This is a genomic window from Amycolatopsis sp. A133 (genome assembly GCF_031082405.1).
Lineage (GTDB): Bacteria > Actinomycetota > Actinomycetes > Mycobacteriales > Pseudonocardiaceae > Amycolatopsis.
The window spans coordinates 1-15,326 of sequence record NZ_JAVHJU010000046.1; the positions used below are offsets into that span (position 1 = coordinate 1).

Sequence of the window (15,326 nt, forward strand, 5' to 3'; positions counted from 1 at the left end):
CGGCCCGACCCCGCCTGAGCGATACCACCCTCCATCACCACAGCCTGACCAGCACAAACCACGATGAAACAACCCCATTGGGGCGTTTGGGTCGGCCGGGCTACCCGCTGACCTGGGCCGCCGGGGTCTGGTGCAACGACAGGTCCTGGCCGGCGGCGGGATCCCCGGCCCACGCGCCCGACTCCGCCGTCCACGTCTGTCCGGCGAAACTCACCTTGTCCACCCCCAGCGCCTCCGCGCGGCCGACGAGCCACGCCGCGTACGTCCAGCCCCGGGCCGCCGGGTGGGGGCCGCTCACGCCCGCCGTGCCCAGCTCCTCCGTGGCCGCTCCGGCGACGTCCGCGGGGGCCGCCAGGGTCAGGTTGCGGCACGTCAGCGCCGCCGGGAACTGGCCGTTGAACGCCGCCGCCATGGCTCGGGACTGGGGCTCCCACTGCGCGTACGCGTCCGGGACGCCGGAGCGCTGGACCGCCTGGGCCGCCTCGGTGATCGGCAGCGTCTCCCAGTTCGGCAGCTTCTCGAGTTTCTCGTAGAACTCCGTTGCCGCGTAAACCGGGTCGCGCAGCTGCGCGATCGTGCCCCAGCCCTGGCTGGGCCGCTGCTGGAACAGCCCGACCGAGTCGCGGTCACCGCCCTCGAGGTTGCGCAGCTTCGACTCCTGCAACGCCGTCGCCAGCGCCACCGTCGCCGCGTGGGCGGGCAGGCCCAGCTTCGTGCCCACCGCGGCGATCGTAGCGGCGTTGTTCATCTGCTCCGGGGTGAACGTGTACGCCGACGCGTCGTCACCCGGCAACGCCACCGTGCACCCCGGCGTCCGCACCGAGCCGCGCGTCAGCGCCACCACCACGACGATCCCCGCGACCAGCACGACGACCGCCCCCAGGACCATGGCCAGCTTGAGGCCACAACCGCGCACCCTGCCTCCCCGTCACCCGTTCGCACCAGTCTCCCAAAAGGAGGACGCGGTGCACCGGGCGAGGTTCAGTGGCCGGTGCCGAGGAAGATCGGGTTGGACATCGCCACCATCGCGTTCGGGACCGTCGTGTTCGGGCCGCCGGACGGGCGGCGGACCTCGACGCGGACCCAGCGGCTGTAGCGGGGGTAGGTCGTCCAGGTGACCGTGGCCGCGCCGGAGTCCCCGATGCTTTCGGTGTGCTCCGGGCCGAGCTGGTCGAGGAACGTCACCGTCGTCCCCGGCACCCCGGCGACGACCGCCTTGACGGTCACGGGTGTTCCGGTGCCCGCGGCGAGCCGGTCGCCGATGCCCGCGCTCGTGCCGCCGCCCGAGACCGTGAAGTCGAGCTGGACCGCCGCCGACTCCGCCAGCCACGACCGGCCCGCCTTCAGCCCGGCCAGGAGCTCTTGGCGGCGCAGCCGGTCGGCGAGCACGACGGTGTGCGGCAGCGCCACGCGCTGGTCCGGGTTGTGCGCGTCGGAGTCGCCGATCGCCGGGATGAAACGGCCGCCGCGCAGCAGGCCGTCCCAGTGGGTGACGCTCGCCTCGTCGTCCTGGGTCCACGGGCCGTTCCACACCTCGACCAGGTCGGCGAGCTCGTAGGCGAATTCGTAGGTGCAGCCGAAGCAGTTGGCGAACGGGTGCGCCGCGGTGACGAGGCCGCCGACGCGGTGCACCTGGTCGGTGAAGCGCCGGAAGTCCCGCGGGTCGGCCGCGCGGTAGCGCCAGTCGATCCACGTGCCGGCGGGCAGGCCGATCGCGGGCCAGTGCCCGGACCGGGTCGTCACCTCTTCGCCGTTGAGGATCAGCAGGTCGTCGGTCGCGTGGTTCCCCCAGATCAGCTGGGAGCTGGCGGTGTTGTGGTCGGTGGAGACGATGAAGTCGAGGCCGGCGGCGCGGGCGTCGGCGACCAGCTGCTCCGGCGTGCGGCGGCCGTCGGAGTGGACGGTGTGCAGGTGGCTGTCGCCCCGGTACCAGGCGCGGCCGCGCTCACGGGCGGGCGCGGCCGGCGGCGCCGGGTTCGGCACGAAGGGTGCGCCGTCCGGGCCGAAGCTGAGCGTGATGTCCACCCGGTAGTTCAAGCCCTGCGGCGCAACGGTGTACGGCCCCAGGACGACGTGCCACCGGCCGGGCCGGATCGGGCCGGCGAGGTAGCCGGGCGTGGCCTCGGACGCGCTGATCGAGAACCGGTCGCGGAAGCCGCCCGACCAGCCGCGGAAGCCGCGCGCGTTGCCCAGGTCGTGGCCTTCGGGGCCGAAGATGCCGATGTCGCACGCGTTCCCGCGGGTGCCGGCGGGCACGGGAGGCCGGTCGTAGGAGTAAACGACGTCGATCTGCCGGACGCCCCGCGGGACGTCGACGGGCAGGTAGTACCAGTCCGGCACGTCCGGCTTCAGGGTGCCGGTGACGGTCCGGGTCTGGCTGCCGGCGCCGCCCGGCTGGTCGGCGAACGCGACGCCGGGCAGCATCCCCGCCGCCGCGGCCACCCCACCGGCGCGCAGCAGCGTCCGGCGGCTGAAGTCCCCAGCATTCATGCGTACCTCCGCATCGAAAGACACTCCGACGCTAGGCGGGCCACGCGGGGCCGGACAAGAAACCGGCGGTGAACTTTCGGCGGTTCCCGCTCAGGCCTTGGTGCGTTTCGCCAGGATCTTCGCGAGCGCGACAACGGTCAAGGCGGCGGCCAGCCCGAGCCGCGTGACGTCGACCGCGGGCACCCAGGTCACCGAGCCGGCCCGCACGACGAAGGCGCCCGCCGGCCGGGCGAGCACCCCGAACCCGGCACCCTCCCGCACCGGCAGCGCACCGGTGTCGTCCGCGCCGCCGCCCCCACCGCCGAAGACGGCCGCGGCCGGGATCACGACGACGCCGTCGCGCTCGACCGGTTCGCCGTAGACCAGCCGGGCGGAAAAGATGTCCCGCGCGGCCGACGCCACCTGCCCCAGTTTCATCCCGCCGTCCTGGCCCGGGCCGGCCCGCGTGCGCACCTCCCGCCGAGCTGTCCACTGTGGCCGGTGCCGCCCGGCCGGTTCGCCGTCCCGCGCAAGAACGTTCACGGAATCGGTGCAGCGATGTATCCGGTTTTTTCACCGCTTTGACGGCCACCGTCCGATCGCTGCATTCTGGCGCCGACGGGGAGGGACTCGACGGCGGCCGGCTACGCGCTGCGCGGCGACGACGGCACCCGGTCGTCCGCCGGACGGTCGAGGTCGACTGCGGCGCGGGGCTCGCGAAGCGGTACGTCCTGGAGGCGCCCCTGCGCTGACCCACCCGGAGCAGCGGGCCGGCACTTCGTCGGGGGGTGCCGGCCCGTCGTTTCGCACGATCGGGTGTAAATACGGGGTATCCGGGGCACCCGTCGGCAACACCTGTGCTCCACGAGGAGCGCGCCGTATGAGGGGAGACCGCGATGACCTTCGACTTTGTCAGCCGCTGGCTGGGCAGGCATCGCGACCGTCCCGGCGTCACCGTGGACCTGGCGTGCGGTGGCCGCGTCACGCTGCGTGAGATCGACGGCCGGCCGGTGCTGGCGGTCACCACCGCGCCCGGGCCGGACGGCCGCTGCGACGTCGCCGCCGTCCCGTTGTCGGAAGCCGAACGCCGCGAGCTGGGCCAGGTCCTCGAGTCGGACGTCCTGCTCGCCTCCTGATCGCCCGCGCGTCACCCGCCGTTCGCGCGTGCTTGGGGTGCTTTGTCGCAGACCTCGCGTGAAAACGGGTCAGCGCGCTGTGGCGCGGGTCGCTTTTTGTCGGGTTCCCACAACTCAGCCGCCCCGGCATGCGCCATCGCGGACATTGGTCCTCCCGCCGTCATCCACCAGGGTGTAAACAGGTGCAGGCGACGTTCCAGGACAGGTACGTCGCCTTCTGCGCGTGGTACTTGGGAGGCTCAGCCGGTGTTCAGTCGTGTCGCCATCGTCAACCGCGGAGAGGCCGCGATGCGGCTCATCCACGCCGTCCGGGATCTGTCGGCGGAAACCGGGACGCGGATCGAGACGGTCGCCCTCTACACCGACGCCGATCGCACCGCCACGTTCGTCCGCGAGGCCGACCTCGCCTACGACCTGGGCCCGGCGTCGGCGCGGCCCTACCTCGACCTGGCCAAGCTGGAGCGGGCACTGGTCGAGACGAAGGCCGACGCCGCGTGGGTCGGCTGGGGCTTCGTCGCCGAGGACCCGGCCTTCGCGGAGCTGTGCGAGAAGGTCGGCGTCACCTTCGTCGGGCCGAGCGCCGACGCGATGCGCAAGCTCGGCGACAAGATCGGCGCGAAGCTGATCGCCGAAGAGGTCGGCGTGCCGGTGGCGCCGTGGAGCCGCGGCGAGGTCGCCACCCTCGAAGACGCGCTGGCGGCCGGCGAGCGGATCGGCTACCCGCTGATGCTCAAGGCCACCGCGGGCGGCGGCGGGCGCGGTATCCGCATGGTCGCCTCCGGCGAGGACCTCGCCGACGCCTACGAACGCACGAGCCAGGAGGCCTTGCGCGCGTTCGGCTCCGGTGTCGTGTTCCTGGAGCGCCTGGTCACCGGCGCCCGGCACGTCGAGGTCCAGGTGATCTCCGACGGCGCGACGGCGTGGGCGCTCGGCGTCCGCGACTGCTCGGTGCAGCGGCGCAACCAGAAGATCATCGAAGAATCGGCGTCGCCGGTCCTCGCGCCGCCGCAGACGGCCGAGCTGAAGGCGTCGGCCGAGCGGCTCGCGGTGGCCGTGGGCTACCGCGGCGCGTGCACCGTCGAGTTCCTGTACCACCCGGGCGAGCGGCTGTTCGCCTTCCTCGAGGTCAACACCCGGCTGCAGGTCGAGCACCCGATCACCGAGATCACCACCGGCACCGACCTGGTCAAGCTGCAGCTGCACGTGGCCGGCGGCGGCAAGCTCGAAGGCGACCAGCCCGCCGAAAGCGGCCACGCCATCGAGGCGCGCCTCAACGCCGAAGACCCCGACCGCGACTTCGCTCCCTCCCCCGGCCGCATCGCGCGCCTGGCCCTGCCCGCCGGCCCCGGCATCCGCGTCGACACCGGCGTCAGCGAGGGCGACACCATCCCGGCCGACTTCGACTCGATGATCGCCAAGATCATCGCCTACGGCCGCGACCGCGACGAGGCGCTCGGCCGCCTGCGCCGCGCGATGGCCGAGACCACCGTGATCATCGAGGGCGGCGCGACCAACAAGAGCTTCGTGCTCGACCTGCTCGCCCAGCCCGAGGTGATCGACGCGAGCGCCGACACCGGCTGGATCGACCGCGTCCGCGCCGAAGGCCGCCTGGTCACCCACCGGCACTCCGCGATCGCGCTCGCCGCGGCCGCCATCGAGGCCTACCAGGACGAAGAAGAAGTTTCGGTCCAGCGGCTGCTGTCCACCGCGCACGGCGGGCGCCCGCAGGTGCAGCACGAGAGCCGCCCGCTCGACCTCAAGCTCCGCGGCGTCGGCTACCGCGTCAGCGTGGCCCGCGCCGGCCGGAGCCGCTTCCGCGTCGGCATCTCGGCGGGCGCGTCGGACGTGCACCACGCCGACATCGAGATCGACCGGTTCGATGCGCACAGCGGTCAGATCGTGGTCAACGGACGGCGGTTCCGCCTGATCTCGGCCACGCACGGCCCGATCCACCTCGTCGAGGTCGACGGCGTCACCCACCGCATCAGCCGCGACGAGGGCGGCGTCGTCCGCTCCCCCGCGCCCGCGCTGGTCGTCGCGACGCCGCTGGCCGTCGGCGACGAGGTCGAGGCGAACGCGCCGATCCTCGTGCTGGAGAGCATGAAGATGGAGACGGTGCTGCGCGCGCCGTTCCGCGCCCGGGTCCGCGAATGCCCGGTGTCGGTCGGCAGCCAGGTCGAGACCGGCGCGCCGCTGATGCGCCTGGAGCCGCTCGCCGACGACGCCGCCGAGGAAGCCGCCGACACGGGCGAGACCGTCGAAATCGAGCTGCCCACGGTGCCGGACGGCGTGTCCGCGGCCGAGCGCGTCGAACGGGGCCTGCAGGACCTGCGGAGCCTGCTGCTCGGCTTCGACGTCGACCCGGCCGAGCGCAAGCGGCTCGTCGCGACCTACCTCGAGGCGCGGGCCGAACTCGGCAACCGGCCGGTCGAGGGCGAACTGGAGCTGCTCACCGTCTTCGCCGACCTGTCCGAGCTCAGCCGCAACACCCCGGGCGGCGAGGACACCGTGCCGAACGGCGCGGTGCACAGCCCGCGCGAGTTCTTCCACAGCTACCTGCAGAGCCTCGACGTCGAACGCGCCGGCGTCACCGAGGGCTTCCAGGCGAAGCTGAAGCGCGTCCTCGCGCACTACGGCGTCGCCGACCTGGAGCGCACGGCGGAGCTCGAGGCCGCGGTCTTCCGGATCTTCCTGGCCCAGCAGCGGATGACGGCCGACGTCGCCGTCGTGTCGGACCTGCTGCGGCAGTGGCTGACCGGCGCCCCGCCCGCCGAGTCGCTGAGCGAGCGCGCCGGGCTCACCCTGGAGCACCTCGTCGCGGCCACGCAGGTGCGCTTCCCCGCGGTGTCCGACCTGGCCCGCGGCGTGGTCTTCCGCTGGTTCGCCCAGCCGCTGCTGCGCCGCAACCGCGCCCGCGTCTACGCCGCCGTCCGCACCGAGCTGAGCTACCTCGACCAGCACCCGGACGCGCCGGACCGCGCCGAGCGGATCCAGGCCATGATCACCGGCTCGCAGCCGCTCGTCCGGCTGATCGGGCAGCGGATCGGGCGGCCGGGCCGCGACCACGCGCCGCTGCTCGAAGTGCTGACCCGCCGCTACTACGGCAACCGCAGGCTCTCCGGGGTCGCCGTGCGCGACGCCGGCGGCCACCGCTGGCTGACCGCCGAGCTGAACGCCCCCGACGGTGTGCTGCCGCTGGTCACCACGGCCGCCGACATCACCGCCCTGCCCGACGCCCTCCGCGCGCTCGGCGAGGTGGCCACCGACGGGGTGGTCGCCGACCTGTACCTGCGCTGGGAGGACCAGCCCGACGTCGACGCGGCCGCCGAGCGGCTCGGCGCGCTGCTGACCGGAAACCCGCTGCCCGCGGGCGTGCGCCGGATCGTGGTCACCGTGGCCGGCACCGGCGGCGCGGTGATGCACCACCACTTCACCTTCGAACGCAGCGGTGCCGGCTTCACCGAGGACAGGCTGATCCGCGGCCTGCACCCGCAGATCGCGCAGCGCCTGCAGCTGCAGCGGCTGCACGAGTTCGACCTCACCCGGCTGCCGTCGGCGGACGAAGAGATCTACCTCTTCAAGGCCGTGGCGAAGACCAACCCGGCCGACGAGCGGCTGATCGCGATGGGCCAGGTCCGCGACCTGACCCCGCTGCGCGAAGCCGACGGGCGCCTGGTCGCGCTGCCGGCGCTCGAGGACGCGGTCACCGCCTGCCTCGACTCGATCCGCAACATCCAGGCGCAGCGGCCGCAGAACAAGCGGTTCGACACGAACCGGATCATGATGTACGTCTGGCCGACGACCGACCTGACCACCGACGAGCTCAACACGCTGGTCCAGCGGATCCTGCCGACCTCGGTGGGGGCCGGGCTGGAGGAGGTCCAGTTCCTGGCGCGGCGGCGCACGGACGCGGGCAAGCTGACCGAGCTCGCCGTCCGGATCGCCTTCGACCCCGGCCACGGCGCGCGGCTGCACGTCGAGCCGCCGTCGACCGAGCCGGTGAAGCCCCTCGACGACTACCGCCTGAAGGTGCTCCGCGCGGCGCGACGCGGGACGGTCTACCCGTACGAGCTGACCGACCTGCTCGCGGGCCCGGGCGGCCGCTTCGCCGAGCACGACCTGGACGACACCGGCGTACTGGTGCCGGTGGACCGGCCGAAGGGCAAGAACAAAGCGGCCATCGTCGCCGGCGTCGTCACGACGCCGACCGAGCGGCACCCCGAAGGCGTCACGCGCGTGGTGCTGCTGGGTGACCCGACGAAGTCGCTGGGTGCGCTGTCGGAGCCGGAGTGCTCGCGGGTCATCGCGGCGCTCGACCTGGCCGAGCGGATGCGCGTGCCGCTGGAATGGTTCGCACTGTCGTCGGGGGCCCGGATCTCGATGACCTCGGGCACCGAGAACATGGACTGGGTCGCCGCGGCGCTCAAGCGGATCGTCACGTTCACCCAGGACGGCGGCGAAATCAACATCGTGGTCAACGGCATCAACGTCGGCGCCCAGCCGTACTGGAACGCCGAAGCCACGATGCTCATGCACACCAAGGGCATCCTGGTGATGACGCCGGACTCGGCGATGGTGCTCACCGGCAAGCAGGCCCTCGATTTCTCCGGCGGCGTGTCGGCCGAGGACAACTACGGCATCGGCGGCTACGACCGCGTGATGGGCCCGAACGGCCAGGCGCAGTACTGGGCGCCGAACCTGCCGGCCGCGCGGGCCGTGCTGATGTCGTACTACGACCACACCTACGTCGTGCCGGGCGAGCCCGGGCCGCGGAAGGTGGGGACGAGCGACCCGATCGACCGCGACGTCTCGGCGTACCCGCACGCGATCGTCGGCAGCGACTTCCGGACCGTCGGGGAGATCTTCTCGGCCGAGCACAACCCGGACCGCAAGAAGCCGTTCGACATCCGCACGGTGATGCGCGCGCTGTCCGACCAGGACCACCCGGTGCTGGAACGCTGGGCGGGCATGGCCGACGCGGACACCTCGGCGGTGCAGGACGTGCACATCGGCGGCCGCCCGGTCTGCCTGGTCGGCATCGAGTCGCGTTCGGTGCCGCGCCGCGGCTTCCCGCCCACCGACGGGCCGGACACCTACACCGCGGGCACGCTGTTCCCGCGGTCGTCGAAGAAGACCGCGCGGGCGATCAACGCGGCGTCGGGCAACCGGCCGCTGGTCGTGCTGGCCAACCTGTCCGGCTTCGACGGCTCGCCGGAGTCGCTGCGGAAGCTGCAGCTGGAGTACGGCGCGGAGATCGGCCGGGCGATCGTCAACTTCAAGGGCCCGATCGTGTTCTGCGTGATCTCGCGCTACCACGGCGGCGCGTTCGTGGTGTTCTCCAAGGCGCTGAACCCGAACATGACGGTGCTGGCCCTGGAGGGCTCGTTCGCCTCGGTGCTGGGCGGTGCCCCGGCGGCGGCAGTGGTGTTCGCCGGCGAAGTGAACAACCGCACGGCGAACGACCCCCGCGTGACCGAGCTGCAGGCCCAGGTCGCGGCGGCGGCCGGCGGCGCTTCCCGTGCGGCGTTGAGCGCCCAGCTGGCGGAGGTCCAGTCGGCCGTCCGCGCGGAGAAGGTCGGCGAGGTGGCCGCGGAGTTCGACCGGGTGCACAGCATTCAGCGCGCGGTCGAGGTCGGCTCGGTGGACGCGATCATCAGCGCGGCCGAGCTGCGCCCCCGCATCATCGAAGCCATCGAACACGGCCTGAAGCGCTGACCTGAGCCGAGCTTTCACGTGAAAGCTCGGCTCACCACGCCCCCGAGGGCGGAGCTTTCACGTGAAAGCTCCGCCCTCGACGTTTCCCGGGGTTCGCGACTTTCGGGGGTATGGCCCCATCGCGGCGGGCGGACACACTGTGCGTGCCGGTACGGTGACCACGGGTTCCGACCGGACCTCCATCCGTGCGGCGTGAGGAGATCCCCCGATGGCGTCAAGGTCCCTGTCCCGGCTCGCCCTCGCGGCGACCGGGGTGCTGCTCACCACCCTGCTCGGCGGCACCGCCACCGCGCAGGCGGCGGACACGCCGGTGTTCTGGCGCGTCCCGGCCACCCCCGCCCAGGCGCAGGCGCTGGCCGCGGCCGGATTCGACGTCGAAGAAGGGGACGCCGGCAGCGTCAACGTCGTCGGCGGCCAGGCCGTCGCCGGGAAGCTGCGGGCGCTCGGCTTCCGGCCCTCGTTCTTCGACACCGTCTACAAGGAACTGCCGGCCCGGACCAACAGCCTGGCCGCGGACACCTACTACGGCGGGTACCGGACCGTCACCGCGCACGAGAACCACCTCGCGCAGGTCGCCTCGGCGCACCCCGACCTGGCCACGAAGTACACGATCGGCCAGTCGTGGAAGAAGACGAAGGGCCAGGGCGGCCACGACATCCAGGCCATCTGCCTGACGAAGAAGCAGGCCGGCGACTGCACGCTGTCGACGACGTCGGCCAAGCCGAAGTTCTTCCTGATGGGCCAGATCCACGCCCGCGAGCTGTCCACCGGCGAGCTCGCCTGGCGCTGGATCGACTACCTCGCCGACGGCTACGCCACCGACGCCACCGCGAAGTCCATTCTGGACACCACCGAGGTGTGGGTGGTGCCGATCGCCAACCCCGACGGCGTCGACATCGTCGCCTCCGGCGGGAACTCGCCGAAGCTGCAGCGCAAGAACGCCAACAACTCCCGGGGCTGCAGTGGCACGAGCATCGGCGTCGACCTCAACCGCAACTCCACGTTCAAGTGGGGCGGCGACTCCAACTCGGCCTGTTCCGAGACCTACCAGGGCGTGAGCGCGGGTTCCGAGCCCGAGGTGCAGGCACTGGAGAAGCTGGCCCGCGCGATCTTCCCGGACCAGCGCGGCACCGGCAACAACGACCCGGCGCCGTCGACGGCCAAGGGCACGATGATCACGCTGCACAGCTACGGCAACGACATCATCATCCCGTGGGGCTTCACCCAGGCCACCTCGCCGAACGACGCGCAGTACCGCCGGCTCGGCGCGAAGTACTCCGCGTCCAACGGCTACCTCGTCGGCACCAACGAGGAGACCGTCGGCTACGACACGACCGGCACCACCGACGACTTCACGTACGGCGAACTCGGCGTCGCCAGCGTGACGTTCGAGGTCGGCAGTTCGAGCGGCACGTGCGGCGGTTTCCTGCCGCGCTACACCTGCGTGGACAGCACCTTCTGGCCGAAGAACAAGGGCGCGTTCATCACCGCCGCCAAGGCCGCGGCGGCGCCGTACCAGCAGTGATTCACGGCCGGCAGGCGTAGATGCAGTTCTGCGGGCGCGGGGAGCCGAGCACTTCGACGTGCCGGAACCCCGCGTCCGCGAGCATTTCCGACGCCGTTTCCGTACCCCACATGGCCCCCAGCGCGGCACCGCCCTCGGCCAGCGACGTCGTCGTGCAGTACATCAGGCTGATCGAGTAGCACAGCGCGGCCAGCGGGTTGCCGACGTTCTTCGCCACGTCGCTGGAGAAGTTGGTGTCGACCATGAAGAACAGGCCGTCCGGCGCCAGCGCACCGCGGATCCGGCGCAGCACGACGTCCGGGCGGTCCTGGTCGTGGATCGCGTCGAACGCGGTGATGACGTCGTAGGGCGGATCGGCGGTGAGCTCGGCGGCGTCTCCGACGGCGAAGCCGGTGTTCGGCAGTCCCGCCGTGGTTTCGCGGGCTTGGTCGACCACGCCCGCGTTGATGTCCAGGCCGGTGAAGCGGGAAGCGGGAAACGCGCGGGCGGCGACGGCGATCGCGTGGCCGGTGCCGCAGCCGAGGTCCAAGACGCGGGCCCCCGCGGTGAGCCGCTCCTTGAGGTCGGGGACCGCGCCGAAGAAGCCGTCCACCAGGTGCTCGCGGTAGACGTGCTTCCAGCTGTCGCCGGTTTTCGCGCCGAGGGTCTCGAGGTAGGGCCCGTAGGCCGACCTCGGGACGCCGCCGCCTTCGGCGAACGCGCGTTCCAGGCCGGGCAGGATGCCGGTGAACGCCGACAGCGTCAGCAGCGACGGCATCAGGTTCGACGCCGTCTCGCCGAGCAGGAACTTCGCGTGCTCCGGCGGGAAGGTGTAGTCCCGGCCGTCGTAGGTGAAGATGCCACCGGTGACCATGGCGCCGAGCCACTCGCGGACGTAGCGCTCCTGGAGCCCGGCGCGTTCGGCGAGGCCCGCGCTGGTGGCGGGCCCGCGGGCGGCCGCGGCGAAGAGGCCGGTGCGGTGCCCGAGGCCGATCAGCATGGTGAGCGCGCTGCCCGTCATGGTCGCGGTCAGGTGCTCGGCGAAGTCCTTCTCCTCCATGTGGGCAGAGCGTACTCCACCGAGGATGAGTGTCCGATGTGGACGGACCGTCGGGCGGGAAGCTGCACGAACGGGCGCAAAACCAGCGCGACCGGGCGTAACCGGCACGGCCCGACGCCAGGCACGGCCAGGCAGCACGGCCCGGCCCCGCCCCGCCCCGGCGCCAGCCGGTACCACCGGCACGACCCACTGCGGCCGCAGCCCTGCCCACCCGGGCAACCACGGCGGCCGCCCAGCAGCCACAGCCCCGGGCGGCCGCGGGCCGGCGAGGTCACCCCGCCCCTGCGGCCGCCCGGGAGTGCCGTCAGGCTTCGTCGTCCTCCAAGCCGGCGTCGGCGAGGACCGCGTAAACGCGGCGGCGTGCGTCGGCGAGGATCTTCTTCACCTCGGCTACCTGCGCGTCCGTTCCGCTGTGGCCGACCTGGGCGGCCGCGCCGGAGAGCTCGCCCAGTGCGTGCCAGAGCGCGGCGAAGCGGTCGGCGCCCGGTTCCTCTTCGGGCTCCTCCCACAGCGCGGCGAACTCCGCCTCGCGCCCGGCGATGTGCTCGCGGCCCGCGTCGGTCAGCTCGGCGACGCGGCGGCCGGCCGTCTCGACCGTGTGGACCAGGCCCTCGTCCTCCAGCTGCTGCAGGATCGGGTACACCGAGCCCGGGCTGGGCCGCCACCGGTCGTGGGTGCGGCGCCGGATCTCCTGCATCAGCTGATAACCGTGCCGGGGTTCCTCGGCCAGCAGCGCCAGCACGGCCGGGCGCACCGGACGCGCCGCCGGGCGGCCGCCGCGGAACTCGCGCACCCGCTGGAAGGGGCCGCCGCCGCCGAACCAGCCGCCCGGCCCGCCGAACGACCCCGGTCCGCCCGGGAATCCGGGAAAACCGGGCGGTTGCGGCGGCTGCGGTGGGTGGGGCGGGAAGCCGCCGGGCGGCCCACCGCGGGCCAGCTCGGGGCCACCGTGCCAGTCCTCGTGCCCCGGCACCCCGTGCGGCGGCACACCGTGCCCTGGCAGACCGTGCGGCGGCCCGCCGTGGCTCGGCATGCCCTGCTCCGGGTGTCCGTGGGGGTGCCCGAAGTGCCCGCCGAACCCGGCGAAGATCCGGCCCGCTCCCGCACTCATCTCCATGATGCCCTCCAAGTCGTATCGGCGACATTCACACGATATATCGCCGCTCGATCGACGCGCAAGGCAAGCCCGGTGATCAGGTGAAGTAGTGCCCGGCTTCCAGGTCTGGCCGCTCGGGCACATTTGACGGCCCGGAGGCAGCGGGGCTCGGGCTGCCCGCGACCTGAGGCGGGGTCGCGGCTCCGGATTCCGGCTCGCCCGCGGCAAGGCCGAAGCACTCCGCCGGGCTCGATTCCGGCTCGCCCGCGGCAAGGCCGAAGCACTCCGCCGAGCTCAGCAGGCTGCGCGCCGGAAACTCGATGCCCAGCCGCACCAAGCCGCCCACCAGCGACCACCTCCAGGCCCGAAACCCGCCGGGCCACCCGGCTCAAGCCGTTCCGGACTTCACCGCCAACGTCAGCAACTCCGCCGCCGGACCCGTCAGCCGCCTCCCGGCCGGCCACACCGCGCGCAGCACCCGGCCCAGCTCCACCCCCTCCACCGGGACCGGCACCAACCGGCGCCCCGCCACTTCGCGCACCACGTCCAGGTCGCTGATCACCGCCGGGCCCGCTCCCGCGATCACCGCGTTGCGGACCGACGAGGCCGAGCCCAGCTCCAGCAACGGCTGCACCGGGCCCGCGCCGGCGCGGCGGAGCGCCGCCTCGACCGTCTCGCGGGTTCCGGAGCCCGGCTCCCGCACCACCAGCGGCGTCGCGGCCAGCTCCGCAGCCGTGAGCGGGCGGCGGCGCCTGGCCCACGGGTGCCCGGCCGGGACCACCACCACGAGCCGGTCCACCGCGACCCGGCGCGTCGCCAGGCCCGGCCACGGGCCCGGGGACTCGACGAACCCCAGGTCCACCCGGCCCCGCGCCACCAGGTCGGCGACCTGCTCGGAGTTCACCACCTCGAGCCCGACGTAGGTGTCCGGCCCGGTCCGCTTGACCTCGCCGATCCACGCGGGCACGAAGTGCTCGGCGAGCGTCATGCTCGCCGCCACCCGCAGCTGCGCGCCGCGCTGGGTGCGCAGTGCCTCCGCGCCCGTGCGCAGTCCGTCCACTTCGGCCAGCACCCGGTGGGCCCAGCCCGCGATCACCCGGCCGTCCGGGGTCAGCGCCGAGCCGCGGCGGGTGCGGTCCACCAGGGACAGTCCCAGCCGGCGTTCCAATGTGGACAGACGTTTGCTCGCCGACGGCTGGGCGATGCCGAGCGCCGCGGCCGCCTGGCCGATGCTGCCGAGGTCGTCGACGAGCACCAGCAGGCGCAGCGAGTCCAGGTCGGGTCCGGTCATAGCTTCAGTCTATGACCTCACCCCGGACTGCCGGCTACCGCGCACGCCCGGCACCGGCGACGCTGGAGGCATGGCACTGACATCGGCGAAAACCTCCGGCCTCGCGATCACCGGGCTCGGGGTCGCCGCGGCGTACGCGCTCAGCTCGGCGTGGCCGGTGGCCGGCGCGCTCACCGTCGCGGTCGTGCTGGGTGTCGTCGCCGGGAGCACGCCCTTCTTGACCGGCGAGCACCGCCGGGCCGTCGCCGCGGTCACCAAGCGCCTGCTGCGCGCGGGCGTCGTCCTGCTCGGCCTCCAGCTCGCCGTCCCGACCGTGCTCGCGCTCGGCCCGGGCACGCTCGCCGCCGTCGTGCTGACGGTCGCGGTCACCTTCCTCGGCACGCTCGGCCTCGCCCGGCTGGTCCGGGTGCCGCGCGGGCTCGCCCTGCTGGTCGCCACCGGGTTTTCGATCTGCGGTGCTTCGGCGATTGCCGCGATGGAAGGCGTGATCGAGCGCGACGACGAAGACGTCGCGACCGCCGTCGCGCTCGTCACCTGCTACGGCAGCTTCACCCTGGCCGCCCTGCCCCTGCTCGCCCGTGCCCTGGGCCTCGACGCCACCCGCACCGGCAGCTGGGCGGGGATTTCGGTGCACGAGGTCGCCCAGGTCGTCGCGGCGGCCGGACCCGCGGGCGCCGCCGCGGTCGGGATCGCCGTTGTGGTGAAGCTGAGCCGCGTCTTCCTGCTCGCCCCGGTGGTCGCACTGGTCGGCGCCGCCGAACGCGGCCGTCGCGACGGGCACGCCCCGCTCGTGCCGCTGTTCGTCCTCGGCTTCCTCGCGATGGTCGCCGTCCGGAGCACCGGGCTCGTTCCCGCGTTCGTGCTCGACGTCGCGAAGACCGCTTCGACGCTCTTGCTCGCGGGCGCGCTGTTCGGCCTCGGCTGCGCCGTCCGGCTCGGTACGTTGCTGCGCGGCGGCGGCCGGGCCCTGCTCCTGGGTCTCCTGTCCACGCTTCTGGTGCTGGGGACCGGGTTCGGCACCCTGGCCGCGTTCACCTGAACTTCCCCTGCCGGTT

At 73.0% G+C, this 15,326-nt stretch carries 12 protein-coding genes; 5 read left to right on the plus strand and 7 right to left on the minus strand.

The genetic code is table 11. From position 1 onward, the window contains the following. Positions 1-100 precede the first annotated feature (100 nt). From Q5425_RS28525 to Q5425_RS28535, 3 genes are all read right to left on the minus strand, one after another. Complete coding sequence (locus Q5425_RS28525; protein ID WP_308675508.1) at positions 101-889, minus strand: hypothetical protein; 789 nt, start codon at positions 887-889, stop codon at positions 101-103. Between the two features lie 92 nt (positions 890-981). Beyond that, entirely contained in the window at positions 982-2,490 is a 1,509-nt protein-coding gene (locus tag Q5425_RS28530; RefSeq protein WP_308675409.1) for a CehA/McbA family metallohydrolase, read from the minus strand. 90 nt (positions 2,491-2,580) lie between these two features. Then, positions 2,581-2,907: a hypothetical protein gene (locus tag Q5425_RS28535; protein WP_308675410.1), complete on the minus strand. Its 327-nt coding sequence runs from the start codon at positions 2,905-2,907 to the stop codon at positions 2,581-2,583. Positions 2,908-3,050: 143 nt separating this feature from the next. Between Q5425_RS28535 and Q5425_RS28540 the strand changes: the two genes are divergently transcribed. The 4 genes from Q5425_RS28540 to Q5425_RS28555 all read left to right on the plus strand — a co-directional run bounded on the left by Q5425_RS28540 (position 3,051) and on the right by Q5425_RS28555 (position 10,845). Next, positions 3,051-3,221, plus strand: a complete 171-nt coding sequence (locus tag Q5425_RS28540; protein WP_308675411.1) for a hypothetical protein — start codon at positions 3,051-3,053, stop codon at positions 3,219-3,221. Between the two features lie 144 nt (positions 3,222-3,365). Continuing rightward, the gene (locus Q5425_RS28545; protein ID WP_308675412.1) at positions 3,366-3,605 is read left to right on the plus strand and encodes a hypothetical protein; all 240 of its coding nucleotides are present in this window, start codon (positions 3,366-3,368) and stop codon (positions 3,603-3,605) included. Positions 3,606-3,851: 246 nt separating this feature from the next. Then, positions 3,852-9,320: a biotin carboxylase N-terminal domain-containing protein gene (locus Q5425_RS28550; RefSeq protein ID WP_308675413.1), complete on the plus strand. Its 5,469-nt coding sequence runs from the start codon at positions 3,852-3,854 to the stop codon at positions 9,318-9,320. A 208-nt stretch (positions 9,321-9,528) separates the two neighbouring features. Next, positions 9,529-10,845 (plus strand): M14 family zinc carboxypeptidase, encoded by a 1,317-nt coding sequence (locus tag Q5425_RS28555; RefSeq protein ID WP_308675414.1) that lies wholly within the window; start codon positions 9,529-9,531, stop codon positions 10,843-10,845. Position 10,846: 1 nt separating this feature from the next. Here the strand turns inward: Q5425_RS28555 and Q5425_RS28560 are convergent, their stop codons facing one another. From Q5425_RS28560 to Q5425_RS28575, 4 genes are all read right to left on the minus strand, one after another. Further along, positions 10,847-11,884 carry a methyltransferase domain-containing protein gene (locus tag Q5425_RS28560; protein ID WP_308675415.1) on the minus strand — a complete coding sequence of 346 codons (1,038 nt, stop codon included), beginning with the start codon at positions 11,882-11,884 and terminating at the stop codon, positions 10,847-10,849. Between the two features lie 304 nt (positions 11,885-12,188). Beyond that, the gene (locus tag Q5425_RS28565) at positions 12,189-13,001 is read right to left on the minus strand and encodes a PadR family transcriptional regulator (protein ID WP_308675416.1); all 813 of its coding nucleotides are present in this window, start codon (positions 12,999-13,001) and stop codon (positions 12,189-12,191) included. 76 nt (positions 13,002-13,077) lie between these two features. Next, positions 13,078-13,326 carry a hypothetical protein gene (locus tag Q5425_RS28570; protein ID WP_308675417.1) on the minus strand — a complete coding sequence of 83 codons (249 nt, stop codon included), beginning with the start codon at positions 13,324-13,326 and terminating at the stop codon, positions 13,078-13,080. A 42-nt stretch (positions 13,327-13,368) separates the two neighbouring features. Continuing rightward, positions 13,369-14,271: a LysR family transcriptional regulator gene (locus Q5425_RS28575; protein WP_308675418.1), complete on the minus strand. Its 903-nt coding sequence runs from the start codon at positions 14,269-14,271 to the stop codon at positions 13,369-13,371. A 70-nt stretch (positions 14,272-14,341) separates the two neighbouring features. Here Q5425_RS28575 and Q5425_RS28580 point away from each other — a divergent pair, with 70 nt between their 5' ends. After that, positions 14,342-15,310 carry a putative sulfate exporter family transporter gene (locus tag Q5425_RS28580; RefSeq protein WP_308675419.1) on the plus strand — a complete coding sequence of 323 codons (969 nt, stop codon included), beginning with the start codon at positions 14,342-14,344 and terminating at the stop codon, positions 15,308-15,310. Positions 15,311-15,326: the final 16 nt, after the last annotated feature.

Excerpts from the sequence above, each read along its gene's own strand:
- Q5425_RS28525 (WP_308675508.1), bottom strand. The coding sequence starts at position 889 with ATGGTCCTGGGGGCGGTCGTCGTGCTGGTCGCGGGGATCGTCGTGGTG.
- Q5425_RS28530 (WP_308675409.1), bottom strand. The coding sequence starts at position 2,490 with ATGAATGCTGGGGACTTCAGCCGCCGGACGCTGCTGCGCGCCGGTGGG.
- Q5425_RS28535 (WP_308675410.1), bottom strand. The coding sequence starts at position 2,907 with ATGAAACTGGGGCAGGTGGCGTCGGCCGCGCGGGACATCTTTTCCGCC.
- Q5425_RS28545 (WP_308675412.1), top strand. The coding sequence starts at position 3,366 with ATGACCTTCGACTTTGTCAGCCGCTGGCTGGGCAGGCATCGCGACCGT.
- Q5425_RS28555 (WP_308675414.1), top strand. The coding sequence starts at position 9,529 with ATGGCGTCAAGGTCCCTGTCCCGGCTCGCCCTCGCGGCGACCGGGGTG.
- Q5425_RS28560 (WP_308675415.1), bottom strand. The coding sequence starts at position 11,884 with ATGGAGGAGAAGGACTTCGCCGAGCACCTGACCGCGACCATGACGGGC.
- Q5425_RS28565 (WP_308675416.1), bottom strand. The coding sequence starts at position 13,001 with ATGGAGATGAGTGCGGGAGCGGGCCGGATCTTCGCCGGGTTCGGCGGG.
- Q5425_RS28575 (WP_308675418.1), bottom strand. The coding sequence starts at position 14,271 with ATGACCGGACCCGACCTGGACTCGCTGCGCCTGCTGGTGCTCGTCGAC.
- Q5425_RS28580 (WP_308675419.1), top strand. The coding sequence starts at position 14,342 with ATGGCACTGACATCGGCGAAAACCTCCGGCCTCGCGATCACCGGGCTC.